At 41.7% G+C, this 23,939-nt stretch carries 21 protein-coding genes and 1 tRNA gene; 8 read left to right on the top strand and 14 right to left on the bottom strand.

Going from position 1 to position 23,939, the window contains the following annotated elements; all coding sequences use genetic code 11:
* Positions 1–2 precede the first annotated feature (2 nt).
* Positions 3–1,025 carry an ABC transporter permease gene (locus tag SGI98_01115; protein ID MDZ4742002.1) on the top strand — a complete coding sequence of 341 codons (1,023 nt, stop codon included), beginning with the start codon at positions 3–5 and terminating at the stop codon, positions 1,023–1,025.
* A gap of 305 nt (positions 1,026–1,330) precedes the next feature.
* The gene (locus SGI98_01110) at positions 1,331–4,336 is read left to right on the top strand and encodes a PAS domain S-box protein (GenBank protein MDZ4742001.1); all 3,006 of its coding nucleotides are present in this window, start codon (positions 1,331–1,333) and stop codon (positions 4,334–4,336) included.
* A gap of 35 nt (positions 4,337–4,371) precedes the next feature.
* Here SGI98_01110 and SGI98_01105 read toward each other — a convergent pair whose 3' ends face one another.
* Entirely contained in the window at positions 4,372–5,124 is a 753-nt protein-coding gene (locus tag SGI98_01105) for a MotA/TolQ/ExbB proton channel family protein (protein MDZ4742000.1), read from the bottom strand.
* Positions 5,125–5,295: 171 nt separating this feature from the next.
* Between SGI98_01105 and SGI98_01100 the strand changes: the two genes are divergently transcribed.
* On the top strand, positions 5,296–5,763 hold the full coding sequence (locus SGI98_01100; GenBank protein ID MDZ4741999.1) for a hypothetical protein: 468 nt from the start codon (positions 5,296–5,298) through the stop codon (positions 5,761–5,763).
* Here SGI98_01100 and SGI98_01095 read toward each other — a convergent pair.
* From SGI98_01095 to truB, 3 genes are read right to left on the bottom strand one after another with little or no spacing between them, the layout of a single operon-like run.
* Entirely contained in the window at positions 5,760–7,133 is a 1,374-nt protein-coding gene (locus SGI98_01095) for a hypothetical protein (protein ID MDZ4741998.1), read from the bottom strand. The genes SGI98_01100 and SGI98_01095 overlap by 4 nt on opposite strands.
* A 22-nt stretch (positions 7,134–7,155) precedes the next feature.
* Positions 7,156–8,094, bottom strand: a complete 939-nt coding sequence (locus SGI98_01090) for a bifunctional riboflavin kinase/FAD synthetase (GenBank protein ID MDZ4741997.1) — start codon at positions 8,092–8,094, stop codon at positions 7,156–7,158.
* Positions 8,095–8,100: 6 nt separating this feature from the next.
* Positions 8,101–8,796, bottom strand: a complete 696-nt coding sequence (gene truB, locus SGI98_01085) for a tRNA pseudouridine(55) synthase TruB (protein MDZ4741996.1) — start codon at positions 8,794–8,796, stop codon at positions 8,101–8,103.
* A gap of 100 nt (positions 8,797–8,896) precedes the next feature.
* On the opposite strand from truB, the gene SGI98_01080 reads away from it, so the two are divergent.
* Together SGI98_01080 and acpS are read left to right on the top strand one after the other, a co-directional pair.
* Positions 8,897–10,027 carry a phosphotransferase gene (locus tag SGI98_01080; GenBank protein MDZ4741995.1) on the top strand — a complete coding sequence of 377 codons (1,131 nt, stop codon included), beginning with the start codon at positions 8,897–8,899 and terminating at the stop codon, positions 10,025–10,027.
* Between the two features lie 22 nt (positions 10,028–10,049).
* Positions 10,050–10,433 carry a holo-ACP synthase gene (gene acpS / locus SGI98_01075; GenBank protein ID MDZ4741994.1) on the top strand — a complete coding sequence of 128 codons (384 nt, stop codon included), beginning with the start codon at positions 10,050–10,052 and terminating at the stop codon, positions 10,431–10,433.
* Positions 10,434–10,437: 4 nt separating this feature from the next.
* On the opposite strand, the gene SGI98_01070 is transcribed toward acpS, so the two are convergent.
* From SGI98_01070 to SGI98_01035, 8 genes are all read right to left on the bottom strand, one after another.
* Positions 10,438–11,019: a hypothetical protein gene (locus SGI98_01070; protein ID MDZ4741993.1), complete on the bottom strand. Its 582-nt coding sequence runs from the start codon at positions 11,017–11,019 to the stop codon at positions 10,438–10,440.
* Positions 11,020–11,061: 42 nt separating this feature from the next.
* A complete protein-coding gene (locus SGI98_01065; GenBank protein ID MDZ4741992.1) occupies positions 11,062–11,325 on the bottom strand; it encodes a hypothetical protein in 264 nt (87 codons plus the stop codon).
* 47 nt (positions 11,326–11,372) lie between these two features.
* Positions 11,373–13,145 (bottom strand): phosphoenolpyruvate--protein phosphotransferase, encoded by a 1,773-nt coding sequence (gene ptsP / locus SGI98_01060; GenBank protein MDZ4741991.1) that lies wholly within the window; start codon positions 13,143–13,145, stop codon positions 11,373–11,375.
* Positions 13,146–13,249: 104 nt separating this feature from the next.
* Positions 13,250–13,546 (bottom strand): HPr family phosphocarrier protein, encoded by a 297-nt coding sequence (locus SGI98_01055; GenBank protein MDZ4741990.1) that lies wholly within the window; start codon positions 13,544–13,546, stop codon positions 13,250–13,252.
* Positions 13,547–13,552: 6 nt separating this feature from the next.
* On the bottom strand, positions 13,553–14,500 hold the full coding sequence (gene hprK / locus SGI98_01050; GenBank protein ID MDZ4741989.1) for an HPr(Ser) kinase/phosphatase: 948 nt from the start codon (positions 14,498–14,500) through the stop codon (positions 13,553–13,555).
* A 10-nt stretch (positions 14,501–14,510) separates the two neighbouring features.
* The gene (gene raiA / locus SGI98_01045; GenBank protein ID MDZ4741988.1) at positions 14,511–15,092 is read right to left on the bottom strand and encodes a ribosome-associated translation inhibitor RaiA; all 582 of its coding nucleotides are present in this window, start codon (positions 15,090–15,092) and stop codon (positions 14,511–14,513) included.
* A gap of 85 nt (positions 15,093–15,177) precedes the next feature.
* Positions 15,178–15,253 (bottom strand) — tRNA-Gly (locus tag SGI98_01040).
* Between the two features lie 88 nt (positions 15,254–15,341).
* Positions 15,342–16,139: a sugar phosphate nucleotidyltransferase gene (locus SGI98_01035; protein MDZ4741987.1), complete on the bottom strand. Its 798-nt coding sequence runs from the start codon at positions 16,137–16,139 to the stop codon at positions 15,342–15,344.
* A gap of 81 nt (positions 16,140–16,220) precedes the next feature.
* Between SGI98_01035 and cysK the strand changes: the two genes are divergently transcribed.
* Positions 16,221–17,183: a cysteine synthase A gene (gene cysK, locus SGI98_01030; GenBank protein ID MDZ4741986.1), complete on the top strand. Its 963-nt coding sequence runs from the start codon at positions 16,221–16,223 to the stop codon at positions 17,181–17,183.
* 90 nt (positions 17,184–17,273) lie between these two features.
* Entirely contained in the window at positions 17,274–17,567 is a 294-nt protein-coding gene (locus SGI98_01025) for a hypothetical protein (GenBank protein ID MDZ4741985.1), read from the top strand.
* Positions 17,568–17,645: 78 nt separating this feature from the next.
* Here SGI98_01025 and SGI98_01020 read toward each other — a convergent pair whose 3' ends face one another.
* Positions 17,646–21,086 (bottom strand): MFS transporter, encoded by a 3,441-nt coding sequence (locus SGI98_01020; protein MDZ4741984.1) that lies wholly within the window; start codon positions 21,084–21,086, stop codon positions 17,646–17,648.
* A gap of 85 nt (positions 21,087–21,171) precedes the next feature.
* Here SGI98_01020 and SGI98_01015 point away from each other — a divergent pair, with 85 nt between their 5' ends.
* The gene (locus SGI98_01015; GenBank protein MDZ4741983.1) at positions 21,172–22,053 is read left to right on the top strand and encodes a LysR family transcriptional regulator; all 882 of its coding nucleotides are present in this window, start codon (positions 21,172–21,174) and stop codon (positions 22,051–22,053) included.
* A gap of 22 nt (positions 22,054–22,075) precedes the next feature.
* Here the strand turns inward: SGI98_01015 and SGI98_01010 are convergent, their stop codons facing one another.
* The gene (locus SGI98_01010) at positions 22,076–23,926 is read right to left on the bottom strand and encodes a hypothetical protein (protein ID MDZ4741982.1); all 1,851 of its coding nucleotides are present in this window, start codon (positions 23,924–23,926) and stop codon (positions 22,076–22,078) included.
* Positions 23,927–23,939 lie beyond the last annotated feature (13 nt).

The following is a 23,939-nucleotide window of genomic DNA, read 5'->3' as shown; positions in this document are numbered from 1 at the left end:
TTATGAAAGAAAAATTCCAAAACCCATTTAAAAAACTCTCCCCTTACAGCTCCGTATTAGGGCTGCTTTTTGTATTCCTCATCTTTGCGATTCATCCTACATCAAGGGATTCCTTTCTTACTGAAAGTAATTTCAAGGTTATTTTGACCCAATGTGTCATCGTGGGGATTGGGTCAATCGGAATGACCATGATCATTGTCAGTGGGGGAATAGACTTAAGTGTGGGATCAACAATCGCCCTCACAAGTGTCGTGGCGGCTGCCGTCCTGAAATCAGGGGCTAATCCCCTGACAGCGATTCTAGCAGCAGTATTTATGGGTATACTTGTCGGTTTGATCAATGGTGGCTTGATTGTTGGTTTACGACTCACTCCCTTCATTGTGACATTAGGAATGCTCGGGATTGCCCGGGGATTATCAAAATGGGTGGCGAATAATCAGACGATCTATATTCCCCCGACTTGGATCAATGATATTATGCAGGTTTTCCCAAAAATAACTTCCGTTTCGTTATTAGGAAAGTTACGTGAATCTATTCCTTCACTCGGCATTCTTTATGTCGCCCCTGGTGTTTATATTACAATTATCCTTGGAGGATTAATGCTCTTTATTATGGCCAGAACGGTTTTTGGACGTCACATCTATGCTCTAGGATCGAATGAGTCTTGTGCCCGTATTTGTGGAATTAATACATCCAAGGTAAAAATATTTATTTATGCCATGGCTGGGGCATTCTTTGGTTTGGCCGGGTTAATGCAAATGTCACGGTTGCAACAGGGGGATCCCACCACAGCCGCTGGACTAGAGCTTGATATTATCGCTGCTGTCATTATCGGCGGGGCAAGTCTATCAGGGGGATCCGGGAATATCATTGGCGCACTCGTGGGGGCACTCATGATGGTCATCCTACGTAATGGTACATTTCAAATGGCTCTCCCGAGTTATATCCAGGAGATCATGATCGGATGTGTGATCGTTTTAGCAGTGGCCATTGACCATTTCAAAAAAAAGAATCAAAGTGCCTAGCCTTGCAGATTTGAAAATACATGGCTAAACTCACCTGTAAGTTTCCTCGACTTATGACCATTTCCCAAAAATATAAAGATCTATTTGCATCTTTCATTCCTGGATTAATATCTGGTTTTATCATCATATTTTTGGGGATACTTATTTTTTACTTCCAGCATAAGGGTTCAGGGCATGATTTATTCTCTCAATTAGCCCACAATCCTTTTTTTTATTTTTCACTCACTATACCATTTATTCTAGGGAAACTTCTTTCCCGCAAACAGTTAACAACAAATAATGCTTACACCATCTCAGAAGGGAACTTGATCCACCAATACTTTAGCCAGTGGATTAATTCCCTCTATGACGGGACAATTATCCTGAATGCAGATTTTGATATAGTTAAATGGAATAAAAAGGCCGAACTCATCCTTAGATCATCAGGAAAAATCAGGCAGGGCAATCCACTCATCTCTTTTATCCCCGCTCAAACGGTCTCACAACTTCAGGAGTTAAGCCAAAATCAAGATGTTGCGGCTACCGTTTTTAATCTTCCAGCAGGTCCTTGGGGGCAAGCAAATGTCCGACTCGGTATTACACTCGCAAAGCTTAAAACATCCGCAAAGCCGGTTTTCCTCCTTCTTGTACATGATTTACAAACAAGTGATGAAACACTCTCCGAAATCCAAAAAGCCCAACAGTATTCACAAAGCATCATCGATTGTTCATCGGAAATGATTATCTCGGCTGATTTAGACCGTTGTATTACTGAGTTCAACCACGCTGCTGAAAAAGGGTTTGGTTTTTCAAAAGAAGAGGTTATGGGGAAGCCTGTAAGTATACTCTATGATGATATAGAACAGTCCGAAGAGGTGAATGTAACCCTTAATGACCGCGGAATTGTGACTCGGGAAATAAGGAATAGAAAAAAAAGCGGGGAAATTTTTTACTCCATACTCTCAGCCTCTATTCTCCGTGACTCCCAAGGCAAACCGACCGGATACATGGGGTTATCCCGCGACATCAGCAGGGAAAGGGAATCAGAGATGATTCTTAAGGAAAATGAAGAACGTTTCCGCTCATTATGTACATCATCACCCGTGGGAATCATCCAGACTGATAGTCAGGGAAATTGCATATATTGTAATGACCAGTGGCTCGGATTGTCAGGTCTCTCTCAGGATCAATCTCACCTGCTCGGGTGGATGTATGCCTTTGTCCCAGAAGATCGAGAGAGTCTAAAAAACTTTTTTCTTAGCAACACCAGTAATATTCATCTCAAACAATGGGAGCTCAGACTTAAAAATGCACAAAATAAACAAAAATGGGCGCAATTTAGAACATCGATTATTCAGCTGCCCAATGGTAAAAAGGTAGGGTATGTACATACGGTTGAAGATATAACTGAAAGGAAATGGGCCGAAGCAGAACTAACCAAAGACCGACGCTTTCTCAGGCAAATTGTCTCCGATGCGCCTATGGCTATGGCTATGTTCGATCAAAATCTTACCTTTATCTCGACTAGCCAGAAATGGTTGGATGACCACCCCTCTCACATCCCAAATCTCAATGGGGTATCTTTCCAAAGTGCCTATACGGAATTTTCAGAACGTTTCCGCACGATTCTACTACTCGGATTACAAGGGGAAACTCTTTCCAATCCTGAAGAATTATTTATCAATAAGAATGGCTCAAAAAAGTATCTCCGCTGGGCCATTACACCGATCAGCTATAAAGGTTCAGGAATCGATGGCGTTATTCTCGTCACAAGTGATGTGACAGACATTATCCATGCACGTGAAACAGCGATTGAAGCAGCAAAAATCAAGTCCCAATTCCTCGCAAATATGAGCCATGAAATCCGTACCCCCATGAATGGGGTCATTGGTGTCACTGACCTTTTACTTGGAACTCCCGTAACCGTGGAACAGAAATCATTAATTAATATTATTCGATCAAGTGCTGAAACACTCTTACGAATTATCGATGATATATTAGATGTATCAAAAATTGAAGCCAACAAGATCGAAATTGAAAACCATCCTTTTAACCTTATCCAGAGTATTAAAGAGACATTTTTTCTACTCGAAACAAAGTCCCAATCCAAAAATATCGATTTTACTTATTCCATCACCCCAGACTGCCCCCAGTTTATCGTCGGTGATATGCACCGACTTAAACAAATCCTCATGAATTTACTCGGGAACGCATTAAAATTCACTGAAAGTGGTTCTGTAAAACTTTTCTTATCGTCCATTCAAAAGAGTGGTGAAATCCATCAATTCCATTTCACTATTTCCGATACTGGGCCGGGAATCCCTAAGGAAAAAATGAATAGGCTATTCCAACCCTTCAGCCAAATTGATTCTTCAATTACCAGGCAATTTGGGGGAACCGGACTGGGTTTAGTCATCAGTAAACGTTTTATTGAATTGATGGGGGGAAGCATCACTGTCATGAATAAAAATGAAGGGGGTGTTGAATTTATCTTTGATATACCTTTTGAGGTACTCAGTAATCATGGTTTAAACACGCACCTCCAAAAGTGTGAATCATCTGAAATTGACCGTAATTTCTCATTCAAATATCCACTCGATATATTGGTCGTTGAAGACAATGAAGTTAATCAGAAAATCATCAGTCTTTACCTTACCGAGATGGGTTATAAACCCGATCTTGTTTCTTCAGGGGTTGAATGTCTGGAAGTTGTCAGGAAAAAGAAATATGGTTTGATCCTGATGGATATTCAAATGCCTGGTCAGGATGGCATACAAACCATGAAGATGATTTTTGATAATAACCTATTAATCAACTGTAAAATCGTTGCACTGACAGCTAATGCCCGGTCAGAAGACAAAGAGCAATGCCTGAAAGAAGGATTTTCTGATTATTTAACTAAGCCACTACGGGCCGCCACCCTCCAGACAATGATCGAAAAACATTTCTCTCATCTGAAAAAAACAGAAAAACAAGTGATAGATTTGGATAATAGTTTTTGGCAGGAAATTTTGAATATGCAGAAACAGGGACAAAAAGGGCTTGTAGGCGAAACAATCGATCTTTTTCTACAGCATGCCGACGAGCAAATAAATCAATTATTCCTGGCAATTGAGAGGAATGACCAATCCCTCATTTTAACCCACGCCCATGCCCTCCGCGGTGGAGCCATTAATTTCGGGGCTTCAGAATTTTCCCTGCTTTGTGAGCAACTTGAATATTCAGACGGCAAGACAAACATACATGACCAACAAGAAATTTATCAAAAACTTAAATCAGAACACGAACTGCTTACAGCCGAATTAGCGAAAATTAAGAATTCATTTCCCTAATCTGAAATTATTAGACTATTTCGGCTGAGGATGGATCAAAAGTTCCGATCGTGATTGACGTAGTGGCGCTCAATTTGCGCGGCCAATTCTGCAGAAAAATTCTCCATTTCCACTGTCAAAGATCTCACGCTGGTGATCAAGTAATTATATCCAAACATAGCAGGAATAGCGACAGTCAGGGACAATGCAGTTGTTATCAGTGCTCCTGAAACACCCGGTGCCATCGCGAGCAGATCAGCACGACCGGCCAAGGCAATTCCTGTAAATGTATCCATAACCCCCCATACAGTGCCTAACAAACCAAGAAACGGGCCTCCACTGACTGCGGAAGCTAATACAATCATTTGTGACTCCAACCTCAGACCTTCTTCACCGACAGCCCTATCCATGGCTGCCCGGATAGATTCCATCTCGATGGGTCGGATTTTGCCGGCAGTTGATATCCTTGCCTTATAAGTCTCATCGCGTTCATCTGAACCCAAAAGTAAATAAGAAAGCTCCTTGCACGCAGCTTGGTAAATTTCATAGAGAGGACATTCTTTATAATTCACCCTTGCCTCATACATACGCAATGGTTTCCGATCTGCACGAAACACGTTGAGAAAATCTTTCGACTGTTTTTTAGCCATTTTCAAAGAAACAAACTTTGTCAGCATGATCGACCAACTATAAATAGAAGCTATAAGCAGGATAAATAAAATGACTTTACCGGCAAGATTTGAATGCTCTACTGCATAAGTAATGCCTCCTTGGTTGGAGGTAGCCCAGAAAATTATACTCGAATCCATATAAGTGGTTGTACTTTAATTATCTGCATGATCTTGTCAACCGTATTGAGTATGTGATTGTCACATAAAATTCACTGGCTATGTTCAAAAGAACCACAGTAAGATGTTATGATGAAGCATCTAAAATTATTCATCTTATTAAATTTTCTAATATTTTCCTCCAATAAAATAATGGCGGACACCGTTGAAGTCCTTAGTCCTAGTGTCAATCATTCTTATGCTTACGGCTCAGTCACGAGTACATATTTGGAGTGGGAAGATGAAGAAACAACCATGTGGGCTTATGTTAACTACTCAAATACCCCCTACGCACAGGGCGAACCAAATCAGGATAGTGATCAACTCCGTTTCAAGATACCCAATGTCACTTTTAACGCCTCGTCGGGACTTTATTCATTAAAAAACTCGAAGGGTGTAATGATCCCCTTTGCACAAAAGAATCTCACCAGCCAGTTAACGAAAAAAATCACACCCCTGTCATCCACCCGCCTCACCATTGATAATATGGGGGGTACATTTATGCTCTTTATTACCGCCTGTAATAGCGGTGAATTCTCTAATGACTCAATGCCTTGGGTTATCCGGACACGTGGTTTTGGAGCGGGGAATCTTATTAGTCATGAAACTGCAGTCCCCTAATCATTAAGATTCTGCCTGATCCCCAAGGGGCTAAGAACTGCTACATCCATCCCATGAATCAACTTTTTATCAGACGGGCAAATGGTGGCTAAAGCCCCTGATAGTGCCGGTTTGTTATCAATCACAAAATAATAGGGGCATAAACGGACACGCCCCTTCATCAGAGTGACTTGGTCACTCCCTGAAATATAATTTTGTCCGTAAATCTTGGTTGCTGAGAATTTTTGAATAATATACGGATTATGGGGAAAACTTGATAAAGCCTGATCGATCACTTTTTTCCACTCATCCTGAGGTAAATCACTTCCATAATACACCCCTTTTGCCCCCCATGCCATCGGTGAAAAACCTGATATTTTGACAATCCAATCCCTTTCTTTTTGGGAAAAGGCCTTAAGTCCATCCCAGTGATTAATCTTCAGTCCTGAAAGCAATGCCTGTGGAGGAAGTGGTGATGGATCCATAATCGTCGTGGTAGGAATCAAGGAATCCATGATTTTCATCCCTTTGTCACCGAGTTCACGATGCCACTGGTCTTGAAGTTCAGGATGCCGAAAAAGTGAAAACCACATTTTTTCTTCTAATACAGGCTTAATAGGAGGGGTGATATGAACAAATTGCTTTTCTACCGCTTCAAGGAGTGCAAGTTGTTGGGGGATATCGGGCAAATCAAAAAGCTCAAAAAAACGGTAAATCACATCAATTTTGAAGTCTCCACAAAAAACGGCATCATCCCTATAATCCAACTCTGAGGGGGAAACAACTATGACCTTAGCATTAAATTTCACCATTTCAGATGCAATCCAATCCATCTCCGGACGATACATGTATGACTCATCCGACACGCAAAGAGCAATTTGTGTTTGAGCCCCTTTGCCTGTGATTTCCTGGAGTGTCCTCATGAAGTGGATAACCATTTTCCCGTTAGAACCTAATATCCCCTCCTCTATCTCCTGATAGACCTGATTTAAAAAGCCAGTTAATCCAATCCCACCGGGGACTGAATCAAGCTCCGTTAGGGAAAATCCCTCTTCTGTTAAAAGCAGGTCAGGGCGCAATACCCTCGGTAAATCCCCATTAAATTTCTTCTGCCTAGACAATGAAACAATCGACACCGGTTTCCCCATGTCCATGTATTGAGAAACCCAAGGGGATTTATTTTCTTTCCAACTCCTCCGATAAATCAGGTTGCATGCCTTGTAAAAAGAATAAATAACATTTCCCAATATATCTAAAAATGCCATTTGCTCAGCGGGCAGGGAAAAGGCTTCTGAAGCAATCCTGAAAGTCTCACCTTGAAAAAGCTCTTTCCCCGCGATTTGTCCATTGAGGAATTTGATATTTGAATTGATTTGAGGACTCTCACTCATATTATTTTCGGGAAAGGCTTATCTATGTTGTTTCCAACCGTAAGAAATTTCGCGCCTCATTAACGTCACAAACAATTTGTTTTTTTAATTCATCCATGGAATTGAATTTTTTCTCAAACCTTAAAAACTTTTTAAATATAACTTCAATTTTAGTCCCGTATATATTTTCGGAAAAATCGAGGATATGGACTTCCACTAATGGTACTAAGGTCCCCTCACTTACAGTAGGCCTCATCCCTATATTCATTACAGCCGGCAAAATCTTATCCGATACTCTGGCCCAACAAACATAAACACCGTTCGGAGGGAGTAATTCTACTGAAATATGTAAGTTTGCTGTGGGAAACCCCAGTTTCCTTCCTAGTTTCTCACCTTCGATTACTTCCCCTAAAATGGAATAAGGCCGCCCGAGATAACGACTCACCGTAAATAGGTCACCCTCCTTCAAATATTTTCTAATGGCAGTACTGCTGACCACCTCGTTTTGAACATTAACAGATGGAACCTCATTAACATCAAATCCGAGTTCGACCCCTAACCTGCGAATCAATTCAATATTTCCTTTCCTCTGATGGCCAAATGCCCATTGGTGTCCCATGCTGATTGAATGCAGTTTTTGACAGGAATGGAATAATGTACGGATAAACTCCTCTGGTGGGGTCCGTGCAAATTGCGCCGTAAAATCAATCATCAAAAAATAATCGACCTCCAAGTCTTTGATAAGGTCAAGTTTATGATCGAGTGAAGTCAGTAACAATGGGCATTCTTGGGGTCTTAAGATTTTTGCGGGATGAGGGTGGAAAGTCAAAACAACACTTTTACCTAAGGACGTCTGAGCCCGTAATACAGACTCATGAATAACCGCTTGATGGCCAAGATGAACCCCATCAAAGTATCCGACGGCAAAGGAGAGTGGATATCGTATTTCCTTGAGCGAATCAATCTGGGTCAGGATTTTCATTCGGTTTTAAACTTTTATACGATAAACAGGAATTACGCGTTTTTCAAAATCTTGAATTGATAATTTGAGTAAGTCATCCAAGGCAATGGCGTCCTGCACCTTAAAATCGCCACTTTCTGTTCTCCTGAGCATACTCAAATGCGCTCCGCAGCCGAGTTTCTCGCCTATATCATGTGTGATTGTCCTGACATAAGTCCCTTTTGTCGCTTTCAAATCAAACCCAATACGGGGCAACTCAAAGGTGAGGAAGTTAAAGTCGTAAATATGAATAAGGCGGGGCTCCCTTTCAACCGTAATTCCTTTTCGTGCAAGCTTATAAAGGGGTTTACCGCCGATTTTCTTTGCTGACACCATAGGGGGCAATTGATATTGATCCCCTTTCATGGATAAGAAAATCTCCTTAACCTGTGTTTCATTGATATCACCTACCGTACGGGTCTCTAAAATCTCCCCCTCTGCATCATAACTGTCTGTCGTTACCCCCAGTGTCATTTCACCACTATACCGTTTGTCCCCGCACATTAAGGAGTTAGACAACTTTGTCCCTTTACCCACGACAATGACCAAAAGGCCTGTAGCCATCGGATCAAGAGTTCCACAATGACCGACCTTTTCCAGACGGAAAAAATTACGGATCTTCGCGACTACATCATGTGATGTCCATCCTTGCGGTTTATCTACCAATATTGCGCCATCTATCATTCGAGTATATTTCACAAAAACAAAAGAACTGCCAAGGAATATGAATGAATTTGACACATAAACACCTCTTTCCTATGCTCACCACTAATTATTCATACTCATGTCCACGCTCTCATTTGATATTTCATCTATTTCCAGCCACTTTCAGGTCGAAGGCAGGTTCACTCGCGCAGAGCTTTGCGGAAGCGGTCACATTAACGATACTTTTTTTGTTGAATTTAAACCTAAACGAAAAATAAAACGTTACGTCCTACAAAGGATCAACCATTTTGTATTCAAAGAACCCGAAGTAGTTGTTGAGAACATGGTCCTAGTCACCGAACATATCACAAAAAAACTTTCATTAATACCAGAGTCGGACTACAGGGAATGTATCAGGATGGTACCTACACAGGAGGGAAATTGGTTCTATCGTTCAGAGGACGGGAACTACTGGAGGTGTTTGCATTTTATTGAAAGAACATATAACAGGGATAATGCTGAAATTCCTGAAGATGCTTCTGAGGCCGGGCGTATTTTTGCACGGTTCCAAAACTTTTTATCAGACCTGAATGTCAATGATTTGAAGGAAACTATCCCTCACTTCCATCATACCCCGACTCGTTTTGCTAAATTCCAAGAGATAGTTAGCCTTGATACATTCAACCGTGCAAAGACATGCAGAAAAGAAATCGATTGGGTTCTGGGCAAAGAGCCCATGACAAAAATAATCACTTCAAAGTTAGCTGACGGTTCAATCCCCACTAGGGTTACCCATAATGATACAAAATTTAATAATGTCCTCTTCTGTGAAGATAGTGACAAGGCAATATGTGTCACAGACCTCGATACCGTGATGCCTGGAACAATATTATATGATTTTGGTGACCAAATCAGGACGACGACATCCCATGCTGCTGAAGACGAGAAAGACCTGAATAAAGTCGTGATAGATTTGGATATGTTTCAAGGCCTTACACGAGGTTATATTTCTGAAGCAATCACTTTCCTTAAAAAACAAGAGATCGATCTCCTGGTATTTTCCGGACAACTCATCACATTCCAAATTGGATTGCGATTCTTAACGGACTATCTTGAAGGTGATGTTTATTTTAAAACACACCGTGAATGCCAAAACCTAGATCGTGCACGGGCGCAATTTGCCCTTGTGATGTCGATGGAGAAAAATGAGGAAATCATGCAGTCCATTGTTAATAAAGCAGTATCGGAAATCTCTTTGAATCAGAAATGAAAGTCTATTTTACCCATCTATAATGAGAATTATTGGCATCGGCCTTGATCTGATTGAAACAGAACGTATTTCTTCTGCTTACCAAAAATTCGGTAAAAGATTTTTAAACCGGATTTATGGAGAACAAGAACTTACTTACTGCATGGGACATAAATTTTTCGAGCCATATCTGGCAGTGCGATTTGCGGCAAAGGAGGCTATTTCGAAGGCTTTTGCAACCGGTATCGGTGAAAAACTCGGATGGATAGATATGGAAATCCTACGAAAAGCTTCTGGACAACCTTATGTTGTTTACTCGGAAAAAGCCTTGGAACTCTGCAAATTGCTCGGGGTAAAAGAAACTTTGATCAGTTTGACACACGCAAAAGATTATGCAGTTGCACAGGCCATTCTGATTGGTGATTAACCTGTCAGTTGATGATTTTTTCCTTTAATTTATCTATGACCTCTTGGGGTGTTCGGAAACAGATTGAAATTAAAAATCTGACACTACACCCGATTAAAACATACCAAACCCATGAAATGGCTGGAAACCATTCCGGCATGAAAAAACCAAAGTTAATCTCGTGTCCGAAAAAGGGAAATTTCACCTTTCCAAATATTAAAACTGCAAACATTCCTAGAATCGTGGCTACGAAGTTTATCACATCAAGTCCCCTTGTTTTCGTTAAGACCGCAAGGAGAAAAACCCCCAAGATAGAACCATAACTGTATCCCAAGATACTTAATGCTAGGGGAATAATCGTCAACTTAGGATTGTGAATGACAAAGTAGGCGGCGACAGTCCCCACAATGATCATGAGTGCTCCAAAAACAGCAGTCGATATCCTGGCCGCCCTTACAGATTGTCTATCCGTTGCCTTGGGATTGATATAGGGTTGATACCAATCCTTTGTGAAACTTGTGGTAAGGGCATTAAGTGCCGCACTCGTTGATCCCATCATTGTCGGAAATACTCCTGCTATAATAAGTCCCCTGATGACAACGGGCATTTCATTCACAATAAAGAATCCCACACGAAAGTCTGAAGTCCCCTATGGTTTGATAAATATATAGGCGATGATGATACGTGCCAGGGTTGTCCCGATAACCAATTGGGCATAAAAATAACCCCTTGTTTTAAAGCCTTCTGCAGGTGTGCCTAAAAAGGTTGCGGCACTGGTCCTCTCTGCTGCGATAATTGATGCCAATACCGCCCACCATGAAATCGACCTATTACCAAGGGCATAATCCTCCAGGGACTTCCCCTTACGTCCTACCCAAATGCCAATCCCTACTATACCGAAAAAAATAAACAAGGATCATTAATCCATCTATCACATCATTAATTTTCATTGAGTGATCTTTATTCTAATAACTTAGGATAATGATTTTGGGCGAATTCCTTACAATAATTCAGAATATCATCAGGGTCGTCCATTTGCATGACGTCGTCAGCAAGTTTTTGTGCTTCACTGAAATTAAATGAACGAATAGCCTGTTTAATAAATGGTACTTGGATTGAACCGGTACTGATCTCATCAATGCCCAATCCGATCAAAAGAGGTGTCAGATAAATCTCCCCCCCCATTTCCCCGCAAATCCCACACCATATCCCCTTCTTATGGGCTGCTTCTGTTGTGATTTTTATTAACTTAAGAATCGCAGGGTGTGTAGGTTCATAGAGGTATGCGATCCTTTCATTCACCCGGTCCACAGCAATTGAGTACTGAATCAAGTCATTTGTCCCAATACTGAAAAAATCAACCTCATCAGCAATTCGTTCTGCCGTTAATGCTGCGGAAGGGACTTCAATCATGGCTCCCACTTGTATATTTTCATCAAATGATTGTCCTTCCTGTCTGAGCTCCTGCATCGTTTCATCTAAGAGGGCATTTGCTTGTATGACTTCTTTGACTCCAGAAATCATGGGATACATGATTTTGACATTGCCTTCGTTACTCGCCCTGAGGATAGCCCTTAATTGTGTTTTAAATACATCTTTCCTCCCCAGACAAAAACGAATTGCACGCCAACCCAAAAATGGATTCATCTCTTGGGGAATCTGCAAGTGCGAAAGGAACTTATCCCCACCAATATCCAATGTACGGATAATAACTGAATGGGGTTTGATTGTACGGGCAACCTGGACATAAGCCTCAAATTGTTCATCCTCTGTCGGTAACTCGTCTCGGTTAATAAAGAAAAACTCTGTACGGTAAAGACCAATGCCCTCCGCCCCGTTTTCCACCACATGTCCCACATCATCGGGTAACTCAATATTGCCTGCCAGATGAATTCTTTTCCCATCAATGGTAATAGGCTCGACAAAGCGAACTTCATCCAGTTGATCTTCAATTGTTTGTTTCTTGGATTCAATCTGGCCGTATTCCCAAAGGGTGCTTTCTGACGGGTTTATGATTAATACCCCTTTATAACCATCAATAAGTATATATTGATCATTTTCAATAATCTCACTGATGTCGTGCAGTCCAACCACAGCCGGTATATTTAATGACCTAGCCATAATCGCCGTATGAGAAGTCCGGCTCCCGATATCTGTGGCAAAACCTTTGACATTATTCCTGTCCAATGTGGCGGTGTCTGAGGGGGAAAGATCGTATGCGACAATGATTCGAGGCTCTGTCAGGGCATTAAGATTCCTGTGCTCAAGACCTAATAAATTCCTTAATACACGCCGGGTAACATCTTCTATGTCTGAGACCCGCTCCCTAATGTAATCATCATCAATCTGTTGAAGCGATTTGATATACCTCTTTGCCACACGGCTATAACAATACTCAACACAGTACATGGTAGATTGCATGTCTTTAATCGCTTGTACAATGAGCGAACTATCCTCAACAACGAGTAAATGGGCATCAAAAATACTGGCATCTTTATCTCCAATCGAAGCGGCAATTTGTGATTGGATGGCTGTTATTTCTCCACGCGTCTTGATCAATGACTGCTCAAGTTTAGCGATTTCACCATCAATTTCTTCCGGTGTAATTGTCCTTCTCCTGACCCTTTGGGTATAACGTCCGAAAACGATTACTTTCCCGTGAACAATTCCAGGTGAGACACCTATTCCCTGAAAACGTTGCTCTGATTGTATTTGATTTTGCTCATCTGACATAGGGATGAATAGACTATTAGAGTCTTTTAATGTGACTCTCAATAGAAAAAATTGAGATTATCAAAAAAAATACGTTTATGATTAAATAAGGAAGTGAAAACGAGCTATTCTTCGCCAAATTTACGGAGTAAAAGAGACTCTAAATCACGAATTGCCTCATCTGCATCATTCCCACGGGCAGTCACACGAAGTTTCGAACCGTAACCAGCCGCCAACATCATCAGTCCCATAATACTTTTGCCATTTACCTGCTCACCATCTTTCTCCACCCAAACTTCACATTTATGGCTATTAGAAGTCTTTACAAACATGGCTGCCGGTCGTGCGTGTAATCCCATACGGTTGAGAATGGTAAGTTCTTTTGTAATTTCATTATCTTGTTTTTCAACCGTCTTGGACATAATAGATTATTTACTTGAATTCATTCTTTCAATCAAGCGTTTATTAAAATCTTTTGCTGAATCCAAGCCGAATGACTTTAACTTTGAATCCAACGCCGCTACTTCAACCAATCTCGCTATGTCTCGTCCTGGGCGGACAGGTATTTCGACATGCCTGACTTTCTGTCCTAAAATTTCGTAATAGGATGTATCCAAACCTGTTCTATCCACGTTTTGAGCTTCATCCCACTCGATTAAAGTAACAACGAGTTCAACCTTTTTATCGATTGTAATACTCTGCACCCCAAAAACCGAGGCGACATTGATAATCCCTATCCCCCTAACCTCAATATGATTCCGTGTGATATCAGGCGAGGTAGCGATCAGGTCTTTTCTCTCCCTTAATCTAATATAGGTAACATCATCAGCTACAAAAGAATAGCCACGTTCAATCAGGGCTAAAACACATTCACTCTTTCCGATTCCACTTTTCCCCCTAATCAATACTCCTATCCCTGCAATATCGATCATACTGGCAAATTCACTGGTCTGGGGCGCAAAATGCTCTTCAAGCACCAATGTTGCCTTGTTAATCAATTGCATGGTCACCTGGGTCGACCTGAATAACGAAAAATTCTCTTCATTTGATAGTTTTATAATTTCCTTACTCGGCAGGAGATTACGGGCAAAAATGAGACATGGAATTTTACGATTAAATAAAGATCTGATTCTTTTGACTTGTTCACTCGCAGATAAAGATTTCAAGTAGGTGGACTCAGCACTACCGATAACTTGAATTCGTTTATCCGCAAAATAGCGGAAAAACCCTGCAAGAGCCAGGCCAGGGCGATTCACTGTAGCCTCTTTAATTCGCCGGAATAACCCGCCCTCTCCACTCACGAGCTCAATCCCCAGAGATTCCGCATAGCTACGGTAAAAATCATCAACAGTTATATATTCTACTTGCTTTGGCATAATCAGCAGATCATTTCTTTGTCGGAATAATCACAGCAAAATCCCCATCCTGTCTCCGATACACTATATTTACAATTTCCGTATCCGTATTAAAAAATACAAGGAATTGTTTTTCATTAATAGACATTTCTAAAATAGCTTCATTGAGAGAAAGAGGCCTGATCATGACCTTCTCGGAATGAATCTCCCGTGGTTTAATTAGTTCTTCTTCATCAGTGATCGGATGAAAATCAGCCCGATAAATGGGCATATTAATCTCAGTAGGCTCAAATTTACGGGGGCGATGACTTTTGAGCAATTTCGTCTTATGTTTCCTCATTTGTTGAAGGACTTTATTGATTGCCAAATCTATGGATGCGTACATGTCATCCGTCGTCTCATGGGCTTCAATGACGATATGGTTATTGCAGTTCAATACAAATTCGGCTTTTTGGCGGTGTTTTTCAATCGCTAGGATAACGTGGGCACTTTGAATACGAGGATAATTTGGGGATAAATGCTCTACCTTCTTTTGGGCATATTCTTTAAGTGCCGGAGTGATATCAACATGACGTCCTGTGACATGTATTACGAACGAATGGTCTTTTTGCATAATATTTATTCCTTTTCCTGAGTTAAAAAAATAAGAAAGTAGAAGCTATGTGAAGATGAAACTCGCATGGGAGTCAAACGATTATTGGAGCGGGTGAAGGGATTCGAACCCTCGACATCAACCTTGGCAAGGTTGCACTCTACCAACTGAGTTACACCCGCTTAACCTTTTTGAACAATGAGACTTTTTCGAAAAATCTGCAAGCTCTTTTTATTTTTACGACAAAATTATTACCAATAAGCCCGATTTCTATAGTTTAATTCCTTGAACCTCTTCTAAAACGCTGGGGTCACGGACATCCACCCACTGCCCTTGCATCTCGTAACCTAAAACATTCTGGCCATTGCTGATAAACGCCCGTATTGCATCAGGCAACTCATATTCACCGCGGGGTGATTTCTCGATACTCGCTGTGTGAATAAAAATTTGGGGGGTAAATAAATACACACCAGCGTTGTACCAAATCGGCTTTCCGTCTCCTAGTTTTCCAGCCGCCTCTAATTCCGCCAGTTGTTGGTCATTAGGCTTTTCAACCAGATCAGTCATTAAAAATTTATCGTTAAAAATCACGACGGCACCCTTTTTCACATCCTCTCCCTTTTTTACTGATATCAATGATTCTATTCTTTCGGTGCTATTTGCAAAGCCATCCAGCATTCCTGAATAATTTTCACGGGAAATCAATATATCCCCATAAGTCATAAGAAAATTATCATTCCCGACCCATTCCTTAGCGATTTCAGGCGCTTTACCTGTCCCATCCTGAATCATTTGCCTGCCGTATGAAATTGAAACGCCTATTCTCTCACCAGTTTGAAAATAATCCTCAATTACCTCGGCACAGTATCCGGTAATGATAAAGATATCTTTAATACCTGCATCCCTTAATCCTTCAATAATGTGAAGTAAGACAGGTTTTCCATTCACCTCAACCATCGGTTTAGGCAGGTCTTTAGTAAGCGCTCCCATCCTCGTGCCTTTTCCGGCAGCAAGAATAACAGCTTTGGTGGGGCGTAAATTCCTATCAACTGAGTATTGTTTATTCATCTATTTTAAAAGCTTTGTTTGTTGTTATCGGGGATTTAAACTATGTTTCCCATAATCAATCAACCTTTAAGTAAATAAACTATGCCAATCTATAATAATGTTATTGAAACTATCGGACATACTCCCCTTATCAGATTAAACCGTGTTACAGAAGGTTTAGAGGCTACAGTCGCAGTTAAAGCCGAATTCTTTAACCCGCTAGGAAGTGTCAAAGACCGTATCGGAGCTGCAATGATCGATGACGCTGAAAAGAAAGGTATCTTGACGAAGGATACACTTATTATCGAGCCCACTTCTGGTAATACAGGGATCGCCCTAGCCTTTGTTGCTGCTGCAAAAGGTTATAAAATTATCCTCACCATGCCTGAAACGATGTCCATAGAGCGCCGGATACTTTTGGCAATGCTGGGAGCCAAGCTTGTCCTCACTCCTGCCGCCGAAGGCATGAAAGGTGCCATTGCCAAAGCTGAAGCCCTCCACAAGGAAAATCCTAACTCTTGGATCCCTCAACAATTCAAAAATCCAGCAAACCCTGATATCCATCAGAAAACGACTGCAGAAGAAATCTGGAAAGATACCGACGGAAAGATCGACATTCTTGTTTCGGCAGTCGGTACTGGTGGTACTATTACCGGGATTTCTGAGGTTATTAAAGCTCGGAAACCAGAATTTAAAGCCATTGCTGTTGAACCCAAAGACTCTCCTGTTATTACCCAGACAAGGAATGGCGAACCCGTTAAACCCGGCCCTCACAAGATTCAAGGGACGGGAGCAGGCTTTGTTCCTGATAATCTACATATGGATATCATTGATGAAGTGATCACGGTAACGAATGACGATGCCTTTGCGATGGCCCGCCGTTTGGCTAAAGAAGAAGGTCTCTTGGTTGGTATTTCCACTGGAGCCAATGTCGTCGCGGCTATTGAGGTCGCAAAACGCCCTGAAAATAAAGGGAAATTGATTGTCACAATCGGTTGTTCCACCGGGGAAAGATACCTGTCAACAGCCTTAGCATCTGATGCACGCGCTGAAGTTGGTGGTTAATTCCTCAAAAATAGTATTTCAAGCGGCTCGGAAGAAATTCCTAGCCGCTTTTTTTATTCCCTTCTATCAACCTCGCGGGTAATCTTTATTATGAATTTTAATTTTTCTAATCTTATCCCGGGAAGTTTCTTAATTCTGATATATCTCATCTCTGTACTGGCCATCGCCCTTGTTCATCTCCTTTTTGCCCTTGGCGTACTCAAAGATGCGGATGAATTGCGCTTAAGAAATGCAGGCGTCTTTTTTGGCGGCCCATGGTTATGGTTCATCGCGACATTAATAGGAGGTGTCCTTGTGGCTACCGCCTACTGGATTATTCATCATTCCACTCTCAGGGCGAAGACTCCCCCATGGGAAAGAACGAATCCTGAAATTATTGAATAATACCCCACCCTCAAAATCACTCTAATCTGTTCCAATACTCTTAAATATGCAGTCAAACATCAAAAGAGTTTTTGGTGGCTAATATTTTTTATACTCAGACTCTCCGATTTTCTTACAACCGGCCAAATCTAATTTTCCGGTTGGTAATATGGGAATAACATCTACCTTTTTGATGACTTTAGGAATCCATAGATTGGGCAATCCCGCTTCTGATAAGGCTTTCTTAAGCTCATCCCTATTTATATCAACAGATGTTACAAGTACTAATGTCTCACCTTTAAACTCATCAGGAACACCCACAATCACTACTTTGACACCATCAAATTGGTCTATCTTTAAAGCTTCAACTATCTTACTTTCAATGGTCCCATGAGGCACCATTTCCCCGCCTATCTTGCTAAACCGAGATAAACGCCCTTCTATATACATGAATCCATCTTCATCAAAACGGGCGATATCCCCGGTCGAAAACCAGCCCTCTTGGAGCACTAAATCCGTTCGCTCAGGTTCCCCAAGATATTCTTTAAAAATATTGGGACCTTTTAATTTTAAAATGCCGGTGGATGTCAGGGGCATTTCCTCGAAGGTTTCAGGGTTAATAATCCGGGCCGTCTGTCCGGGTAATAAACGTCCTACTGACCCGAGACGATGTCCGACTTGATTAAGATTTTCCCCGAGCCCCATGACTGGGTCAGGCAAGTTTACATTACTGACTGGAGAAGTTTCCGTCAGCCCATAACCTTCAAGGATTTCAATGCCAAACTTTTCTTTAAACGAATGATACAATTCAAGGGGCATTTTTTCAGCTCCTGCAATCACAAACCTCAAAGATACAAAATCTCCAGTCTCCAGTTTGCGCATATAACTACGGATAAAAGTCGCCGTACTCAACATGACTGTGACTTTTTCTTCCCGAACAGCATCAGCAATCTTACGCGCTTCTAGGGGAGATGGAACAGTAACAACCTTACACCCCCTCAGAAACACATACCAGAGTGTGACATTCAGCCCAAAACTATGAAAAAGCGGTAAGGATCCTAAAATTGAATCAGAAGGCTGGATCAGTTCCACACTGTTAATCTGGCCTATATTTCCGAGCAAATTGCTGTGGGAGATCACTACCCCTTTGGGTTCCCCTGAGCTACCACTGGTAAAAAGTAGAATCGCTTCTTCATTCCCCCCCTGAGTTGATATTCCTTTTACCCATGCCAGTAGGCGGGCGGGCAAGATGAAACCCAAGAGAGAATTGATTAAAAGATGGCTTTTAGGAATGCCCTTAATCAACTTTCCAAAATCAATCGTATTCTCCGTCCATGGATAATCAGGGAACTTTCTCTGAACTATTTCAGCAGAAAGGATTGTTCGTATGTCTCCCCTTTTTAAACATGCCTTAGCAGATGGCATCCCAGCTGTAACATTTAAATTAACAGGGACTTTTCCCGCCAACACTACACCCAGATTTACAATACTCCCGCCTATACCCGGGGGTAAAATAATGCCAATCCTTTTATCAGGAATATTCTTCTTGAGGTAACTTGCCAATGTTAATGAAGCTGATAAGAGTGTGATGCGGTTCATCTCTTGTCGTTCAACTGTCCGATCAACAATAATACACCTAAAAGGGTTTCTCTTCAGGCAATTCATTGCCTCATAACCGATATTCCCTTTCAATTCTGGCCGTGAAGAAAAAGCCTCCTCCCCCAAATCCATAATTCTTTGCCTCACGACGACAGGATCAGCTTCTGTAGGCGAAATTGGTTCCCCAAAGGATACGGTCACAGTCCACGGGATTCTTACGGGCAGCTTAGAGAAAAAACGCCCGCCCCTGAATGAGAAAATCGAACCCCACACGGAATCGAGATGGACAGGGACTACAGGCACTCCCGCTCGTCTGGCGATGAGTTCAAACCCTCTTTTAAAACCCTGCATTTTCCCTGTGCGGGTTAATTCCCCTTCAGGAAAAATGCAGACTACTTCGCCCCCTTTGAGGCGTTCAGATGATACACGAATGGCCTCTTTTGCATGTTTTGATGAAATAGAAATTGTCTTAAACAGTCGGAGGAAAAATCCAAGTACAGGAATCTTAAAAAATGATTCATAGGAGATAAACCTGATTATCCGGGGACACCCGAGCTGGAGAATAAAGGCATCCACATAACTCACATGATTACATACCAATAATACTCCCCCGTTCTTCGGCACTTTATCTTCTCCCTGTACATGGACTTTATAAAAGAGGCTTAATACTGAAACAGTTATCACACGGGTTAAACTTTCAGGCAGTAACCTGAGGACAATGAGTGCCACAACTAATGTGGGGAATGTGAGAATAAGAAATTGGGTACCGGAAGAAAGCTTTAAAACATTCGACATGTAGAGGTAGACCCCCACAGAGAAGACGCCTCCCAGATTAGTCATCAAATTCGTGGCTGCTAAAATCCGGCCTCTTTCCACTTCGGGGGCATTATCCTGCAGGAATACATTCAACGGTACGATGAATAGCCCTGTAGATACACCCACCAAAAATAATACGCAGTTAAATATACTTGTAGTTACGGGTAAGAATCCCAACAAAAAAAGGAATAGAGGCATGGTTAATCCGCCAATTGCAATCACCCCCATCTCCAGTCGCCTTTTTCCCCATAATGCTGCGCAAATTGCACCCAAAGCAACACCAAGTCCAAGTACTAAGAGATTCAGCCCACTTTGGCTAGTAGCTCCAGCCTTGCCGGCAAAAACTTCACGACCAGCCTGCAAAATAACTAAATAAAAAACCCCTCCTAAGGAGTAGATATAGGCAATTCCCAAGGATGCCAGACTCAATGCCTTATTTTGCCATAAATGCTTTAATGCATAAAAGTGACTGTAGGTGATCCTCCACTCGAAGGATTCATTCATCTGGGACGGGGTTTTAACCACAGGCTGGAAAATAGCAATGGTCAGAATACACAAAATAGAGAGAATCATGATCACCCATAATGCTGCACCCCAAGTGGAGTGTCCCTGCCCGAGAAACCGGTCGAAAACCCATCCCCCTGCAAAGCTTCCTAATAAAATTGCACACATGGTCAATAATTCCATCCACCCCACGGCCATACTTAATCCTTTGGAACCGACAATTTCTTTGAGTATGCCTTGTTTTGCGGGAGAAAAAATCGTCGCCTGCACGGCTAAGAGGAAAAAGGAAAAAGCGGCAAGATAAAGATTTTGAATGAGTAAACTCATTATCATCAAGCCCATCACAAAGACCTGAAAAAATAATAAACGCAGCATAATATCACGCTTAGAAAAACGATCCGCCATCCACCCACAGAGTGGAGAAAAGAGGACAAATGGTAAAACCAACAACACGGCAATGACCCCGACCCAAATTGCCGCCTTTTGAGTATCGGAAGCCAGAAGAACCTGTATGACTCCAACCAAAGCAAGTTTGGCCGCATTATCATTAAAAACCACTTGAGCTTGGGCGAATAATATTCGCCAAAGTGAAGTGGAACCTTGATCAATAGATTTATCCATATGAAAAAGCGTACATATTTTTATCAATTAAAATAATCGATAATATTTATTTATGTATCGATTTATATAATGCTATATATCTCCCATGGTCAATACTCACCATCTTGAACTCTTCTACTATGTAGCCAGACACGGGGGAATCGTCAAAGCTTGCCGTCATATTCCTTATGGTATCCAGCAACCGGCTGTCAGTGCTCAATTGATCTCCTTAGAAAAATCACTGGGAGTAAAACTCTTTGAAAGAAAACCATTTTCTATGACGGCAGCTGGAAAACGTATTTATGATTTTATCAATCCGTTTTTTTCAGGGATAAAAGATATTAATGAATTAATCTTCAATAACCTGAAACCCCAACTCCGTATAACCGGTGTCAGTGAATTCTTAAAAATATACCTTCCTGATCTTTTTAAACAACTGAAGAAGGAAATGCCGGATGTAGTCTTGAGGATTTTTGACAGGAATCAATCTGGTTCAATCGATATACTGGATAGAGGAGATGCTGATCTGGCGATAACAGTACTCGAGCAACACCTCCCCCCCCGTATTCAAAGTCTTGAAATTATCCGTCTCCCCATGATTGCTCTCATCCCCTCTAATCTGTCATATATCAAAAATGAAAAGGATCTTTTTAAAGCAATCAAACTGGCCGCCCCTCCGCTTATTTCCCTCCCTGACCATGAAAAACTCACTTCCCTCTTCCAAAGCCATCTGGAATCTTTGGGCTACTCTTGGCCAGTAACAATTGAAGCGGGTTCAATCGAATTAGTTGAGGCGTATGCCAATCAGGGACTCGGCTGGGGATTATCAGTCAAACGGCCTGACTTTAAACCGCCCAAAGGACTCATTGAAATTGTCCTCAAGGATTTCCCCAAATTACCCATTGCCGCCTTTTGGAAGGGCTCCCTCCCCCCATGTGCAAACCGTTTCTTGGACCTTTTAAGGAATAAGGCAGCAAATTACCTTTAATTGTCCGTTGTTGAATTTGAAATCAACGTCGAGGACCAGATGAATTTTTCATTTCGTCGAGATATTTTCCTGCTGTCATTTCCATATCCTGCAGACGATACTCTCGTGCACCCGCGTGTGCTAATTCCATCCAGTAAACGGCATCCTGAAGCCTGCCTACATGCCAATACGCATCTGCCAACGAAATAGCTGCTTGGATATGATCTCGTACATTTACAGCATGCCCGTTTTGTTGACTCATCACCGCAATATATTTTTCTAATAGGGGTATAGCTCTTTCATATTCCCCATTCATTTGAAGTGCAATAGACAGGGGTAAAATAATCCCCATATCCTTGGGGTTACGCAAATAGATCTTCCCCAGGCGATCTGCGGCAATATCATAGTGTCCTGTTTGTAGTGCCACTATTCCTAGACTACCGCTTACCTCACGCCATTGTGGATATTTTTTCTCCATATCACTATAAAGAATAAATGCCTCTTCCAGCTTAGATGAGGCCATCAGGGAGTTTCCTAATATTTGATCTGATTTTGCCCCGTAGGAATCCAGTGCTAGTGCAATACGTATTTGTTTACTCGCTTCAAGCGCATTTCCTTGATCAAGAAACTTCATGGCCTGGGCGGAATACACACGGGAATCATTTGGATTGATTTTTCCAGCCAAGCTTAGTTGTTTCTCTGTAGAATCTGATTGGGTCATGTAATATTGCAGAAGGTCTGCCGCAACTAAAAGTGTGAGAAATAACCCCACAAAAGCTCCAGTAACTTTCCAGAGGATGAGAGACTTCTGACGCCCATTATCTAACGGCGATATACCTTGAGTGGATTTTTCCGGCGTATCCAAAAGTAATTTACCCACTCGCTTGTCACGTAACTTCCACACTGCCCCATCAAGGATAAAATGGTGAAGATTTACCAAGGAAAAGAAAATGAGATAACTTTTCATGTAATCAAAATTAAAAACATAACTCACTAACCACGGGCCGGGCAGGAATAAAGCGGCCCCTCCAATAAATAGGATCGCATAATAACGCCACGGACTCCATCCCCTCTGATCCTTTCCCTGAGTAACAACCATCTCCTTTTTTGTATAATAACTCGTGATCCAAAGGTATTGTGTGCAATGCATGAAAGCCAACACTCCCCCAGCATAGGTAGTCGGCGTAAGATTACCGCCTGTCATAAATTTGATAATTCCAGGTGCTAAAAACCATAAAAACTGGGTCATGAGTAAAACTGTAGCCGGAAGCAACTTGCGCGCTTCACCATTTCTCGACATGGAAACCAAAGACCAGACTCCACACACAAGGAAAATAACCAATAAAATGCTCCGTAAAGGCACGGCTACATCTTGAGGAATGCCTAAGTTCAAAACATAGGGATCCACCATTCCGCTACTTTGCATATCAACCAACCAACAGATATAGGAGGCGATGAATGAATAATGGAGCAAATTGCGCTCTTTGGGGTCAGGATTTATGCCTCCCCTACGGACAAACATCATGGCTATACCGTAATTCTGGCCTGTATAATGCCACGGACTCCAGATAAGATAAATAGTCCAAACCAAGGGGAAAAATAGGGGGAAACCATGGGCAACAATAATTGTCATCAAGACAATCATCGTTATGTAGATAGTAAAAAAACGGTATTTCTCGAAGTTCTCCCTTCTCCCATAAGCCCGGTAGATAGTGGCCATGTAGTGTGGGTTATTCGAGAAGTTTCCTAAAAAATAAAAGAAGAATCCTACACCGATCAATGATTGTAAATTTAACAGATAAGTAAGTGCAAAGAGTGGCAGGGTCCATAAGCCGCAGCCGACAAGAAGATCGATTGACGCACTATTCAAATATTGTTTGTTCGGGTTTTTCACTTTATTCCGACAG

The sequence above is a fragment of the Verrucomicrobiota bacterium genome (assembly GCA_034440155.1).
Taxonomy (GTDB): Bacteria; Verrucomicrobiota; Verrucomicrobiia; order JAWXBN01; family JAWXBN01; genus JAWXBN01.
Note: the sequence above shows the minus strand (reverse complement) of the source record. Positions and strands in the feature narration are given on the sequence as shown.

What these genes read in the sequence shown, in the direction of transcription:
- SGI98_01115 (MDZ4742002.1), top strand. Translation starts at nt 3, where the DNA reads ATGAAAGAAAAATTCCAAAACCCATTTAAAAAACTCTCCCCTTACAGC.
- SGI98_01105 (MDZ4742000.1), bottom strand. Translation starts at nt 5,124, where the DNA reads ATGGATTCGAGTATAATTTTCTGGGCTACCTCCAACCAAGGAGGCATT.
- SGI98_01100 (MDZ4741999.1), top strand. Translation starts at nt 5,296, where the DNA reads ATGGCGGACACCGTTGAAGTCCTTAGTCCTAGTGTCAATCATTCTTAT.
- SGI98_01095 (MDZ4741998.1), bottom strand. Translation starts at nt 7,133, where the DNA reads ATGAGTGAGAGTCCTCAAATCAATTCAAATATCAAATTCCTCAATGGA.
- SGI98_01090 (MDZ4741997.1), bottom strand. Translation starts at nt 8,094, where the DNA reads ATGAAAATCCTGACCCAGATTGATTCGCTCAAGGAAATACGATATCCA.
- truB (MDZ4741996.1), bottom strand. Translation starts at nt 8,796, where the DNA reads ATGATAGATGGCGCAATATTGGTAGATAAACCGCAAGGATGGACATCA.
- SGI98_01080 (MDZ4741995.1), top strand. Translation starts at nt 8,897, where the DNA reads ATGTCCACGCTCTCATTTGATATTTCATCTATTTCCAGCCACTTTCAG.
- acpS (MDZ4741994.1), top strand. Translation starts at nt 10,050, where the DNA reads ATGAGAATTATTGGCATCGGCCTTGATCTGATTGAAACAGAACGTATT.
- SGI98_01070 (MDZ4741993.1), bottom strand. Translation starts at nt 11,019, where the DNA reads ATGCCCGTTGTCATCAGGGGACTTATTATAGCAGGAGTATTTCCGACA.
- ptsP (MDZ4741991.1), bottom strand. Translation starts at nt 13,145, where the DNA reads ATGTCAGATGAGCAAAATCAAATACAATCAGAGCAACGTTTTCAGGGA.
- SGI98_01055 (MDZ4741990.1), bottom strand. Translation starts at nt 13,546, where the DNA reads ATGTCCAAGACGGTTGAAAAACAAGATAATGAAATTACAAAAGAACTT.
- hprK (MDZ4741989.1), bottom strand. Translation starts at nt 14,500, where the DNA reads ATGCCAAAGCAAGTAGAATATATAACTGTTGATGATTTTTACCGTAGC.
- raiA (MDZ4741988.1), bottom strand. Translation starts at nt 15,092, where the DNA reads ATGCAAAAAGACCATTCGTTCGTAATACATGTCACAGGACGTCATGTT.
- SGI98_01035 (MDZ4741987.1), bottom strand. Translation starts at nt 16,139, where the DNA reads ATGAATAAACAATACTCAGTTGATAGGAATTTACGCCCCACCAAAGCT.
- cysK (MDZ4741986.1), top strand. Translation starts at nt 16,221, where the DNA reads ATGCCAATCTATAATAATGTTATTGAAACTATCGGACATACTCCCCTT.
- SGI98_01025 (MDZ4741985.1), top strand. Translation starts at nt 17,274, where the DNA reads ATGAATTTTAATTTTTCTAATCTTATCCCGGGAAGTTTCTTAATTCTG.
- SGI98_01020 (MDZ4741984.1), bottom strand. Translation starts at nt 21,086, where the DNA reads ATGGATAAATCTATTGATCAAGGTTCCACTTCACTTTGGCGAATATTA.
- SGI98_01015 (MDZ4741983.1), top strand. Translation starts at nt 21,172, where the DNA reads ATGGTCAATACTCACCATCTTGAACTCTTCTACTATGTAGCCAGACAC.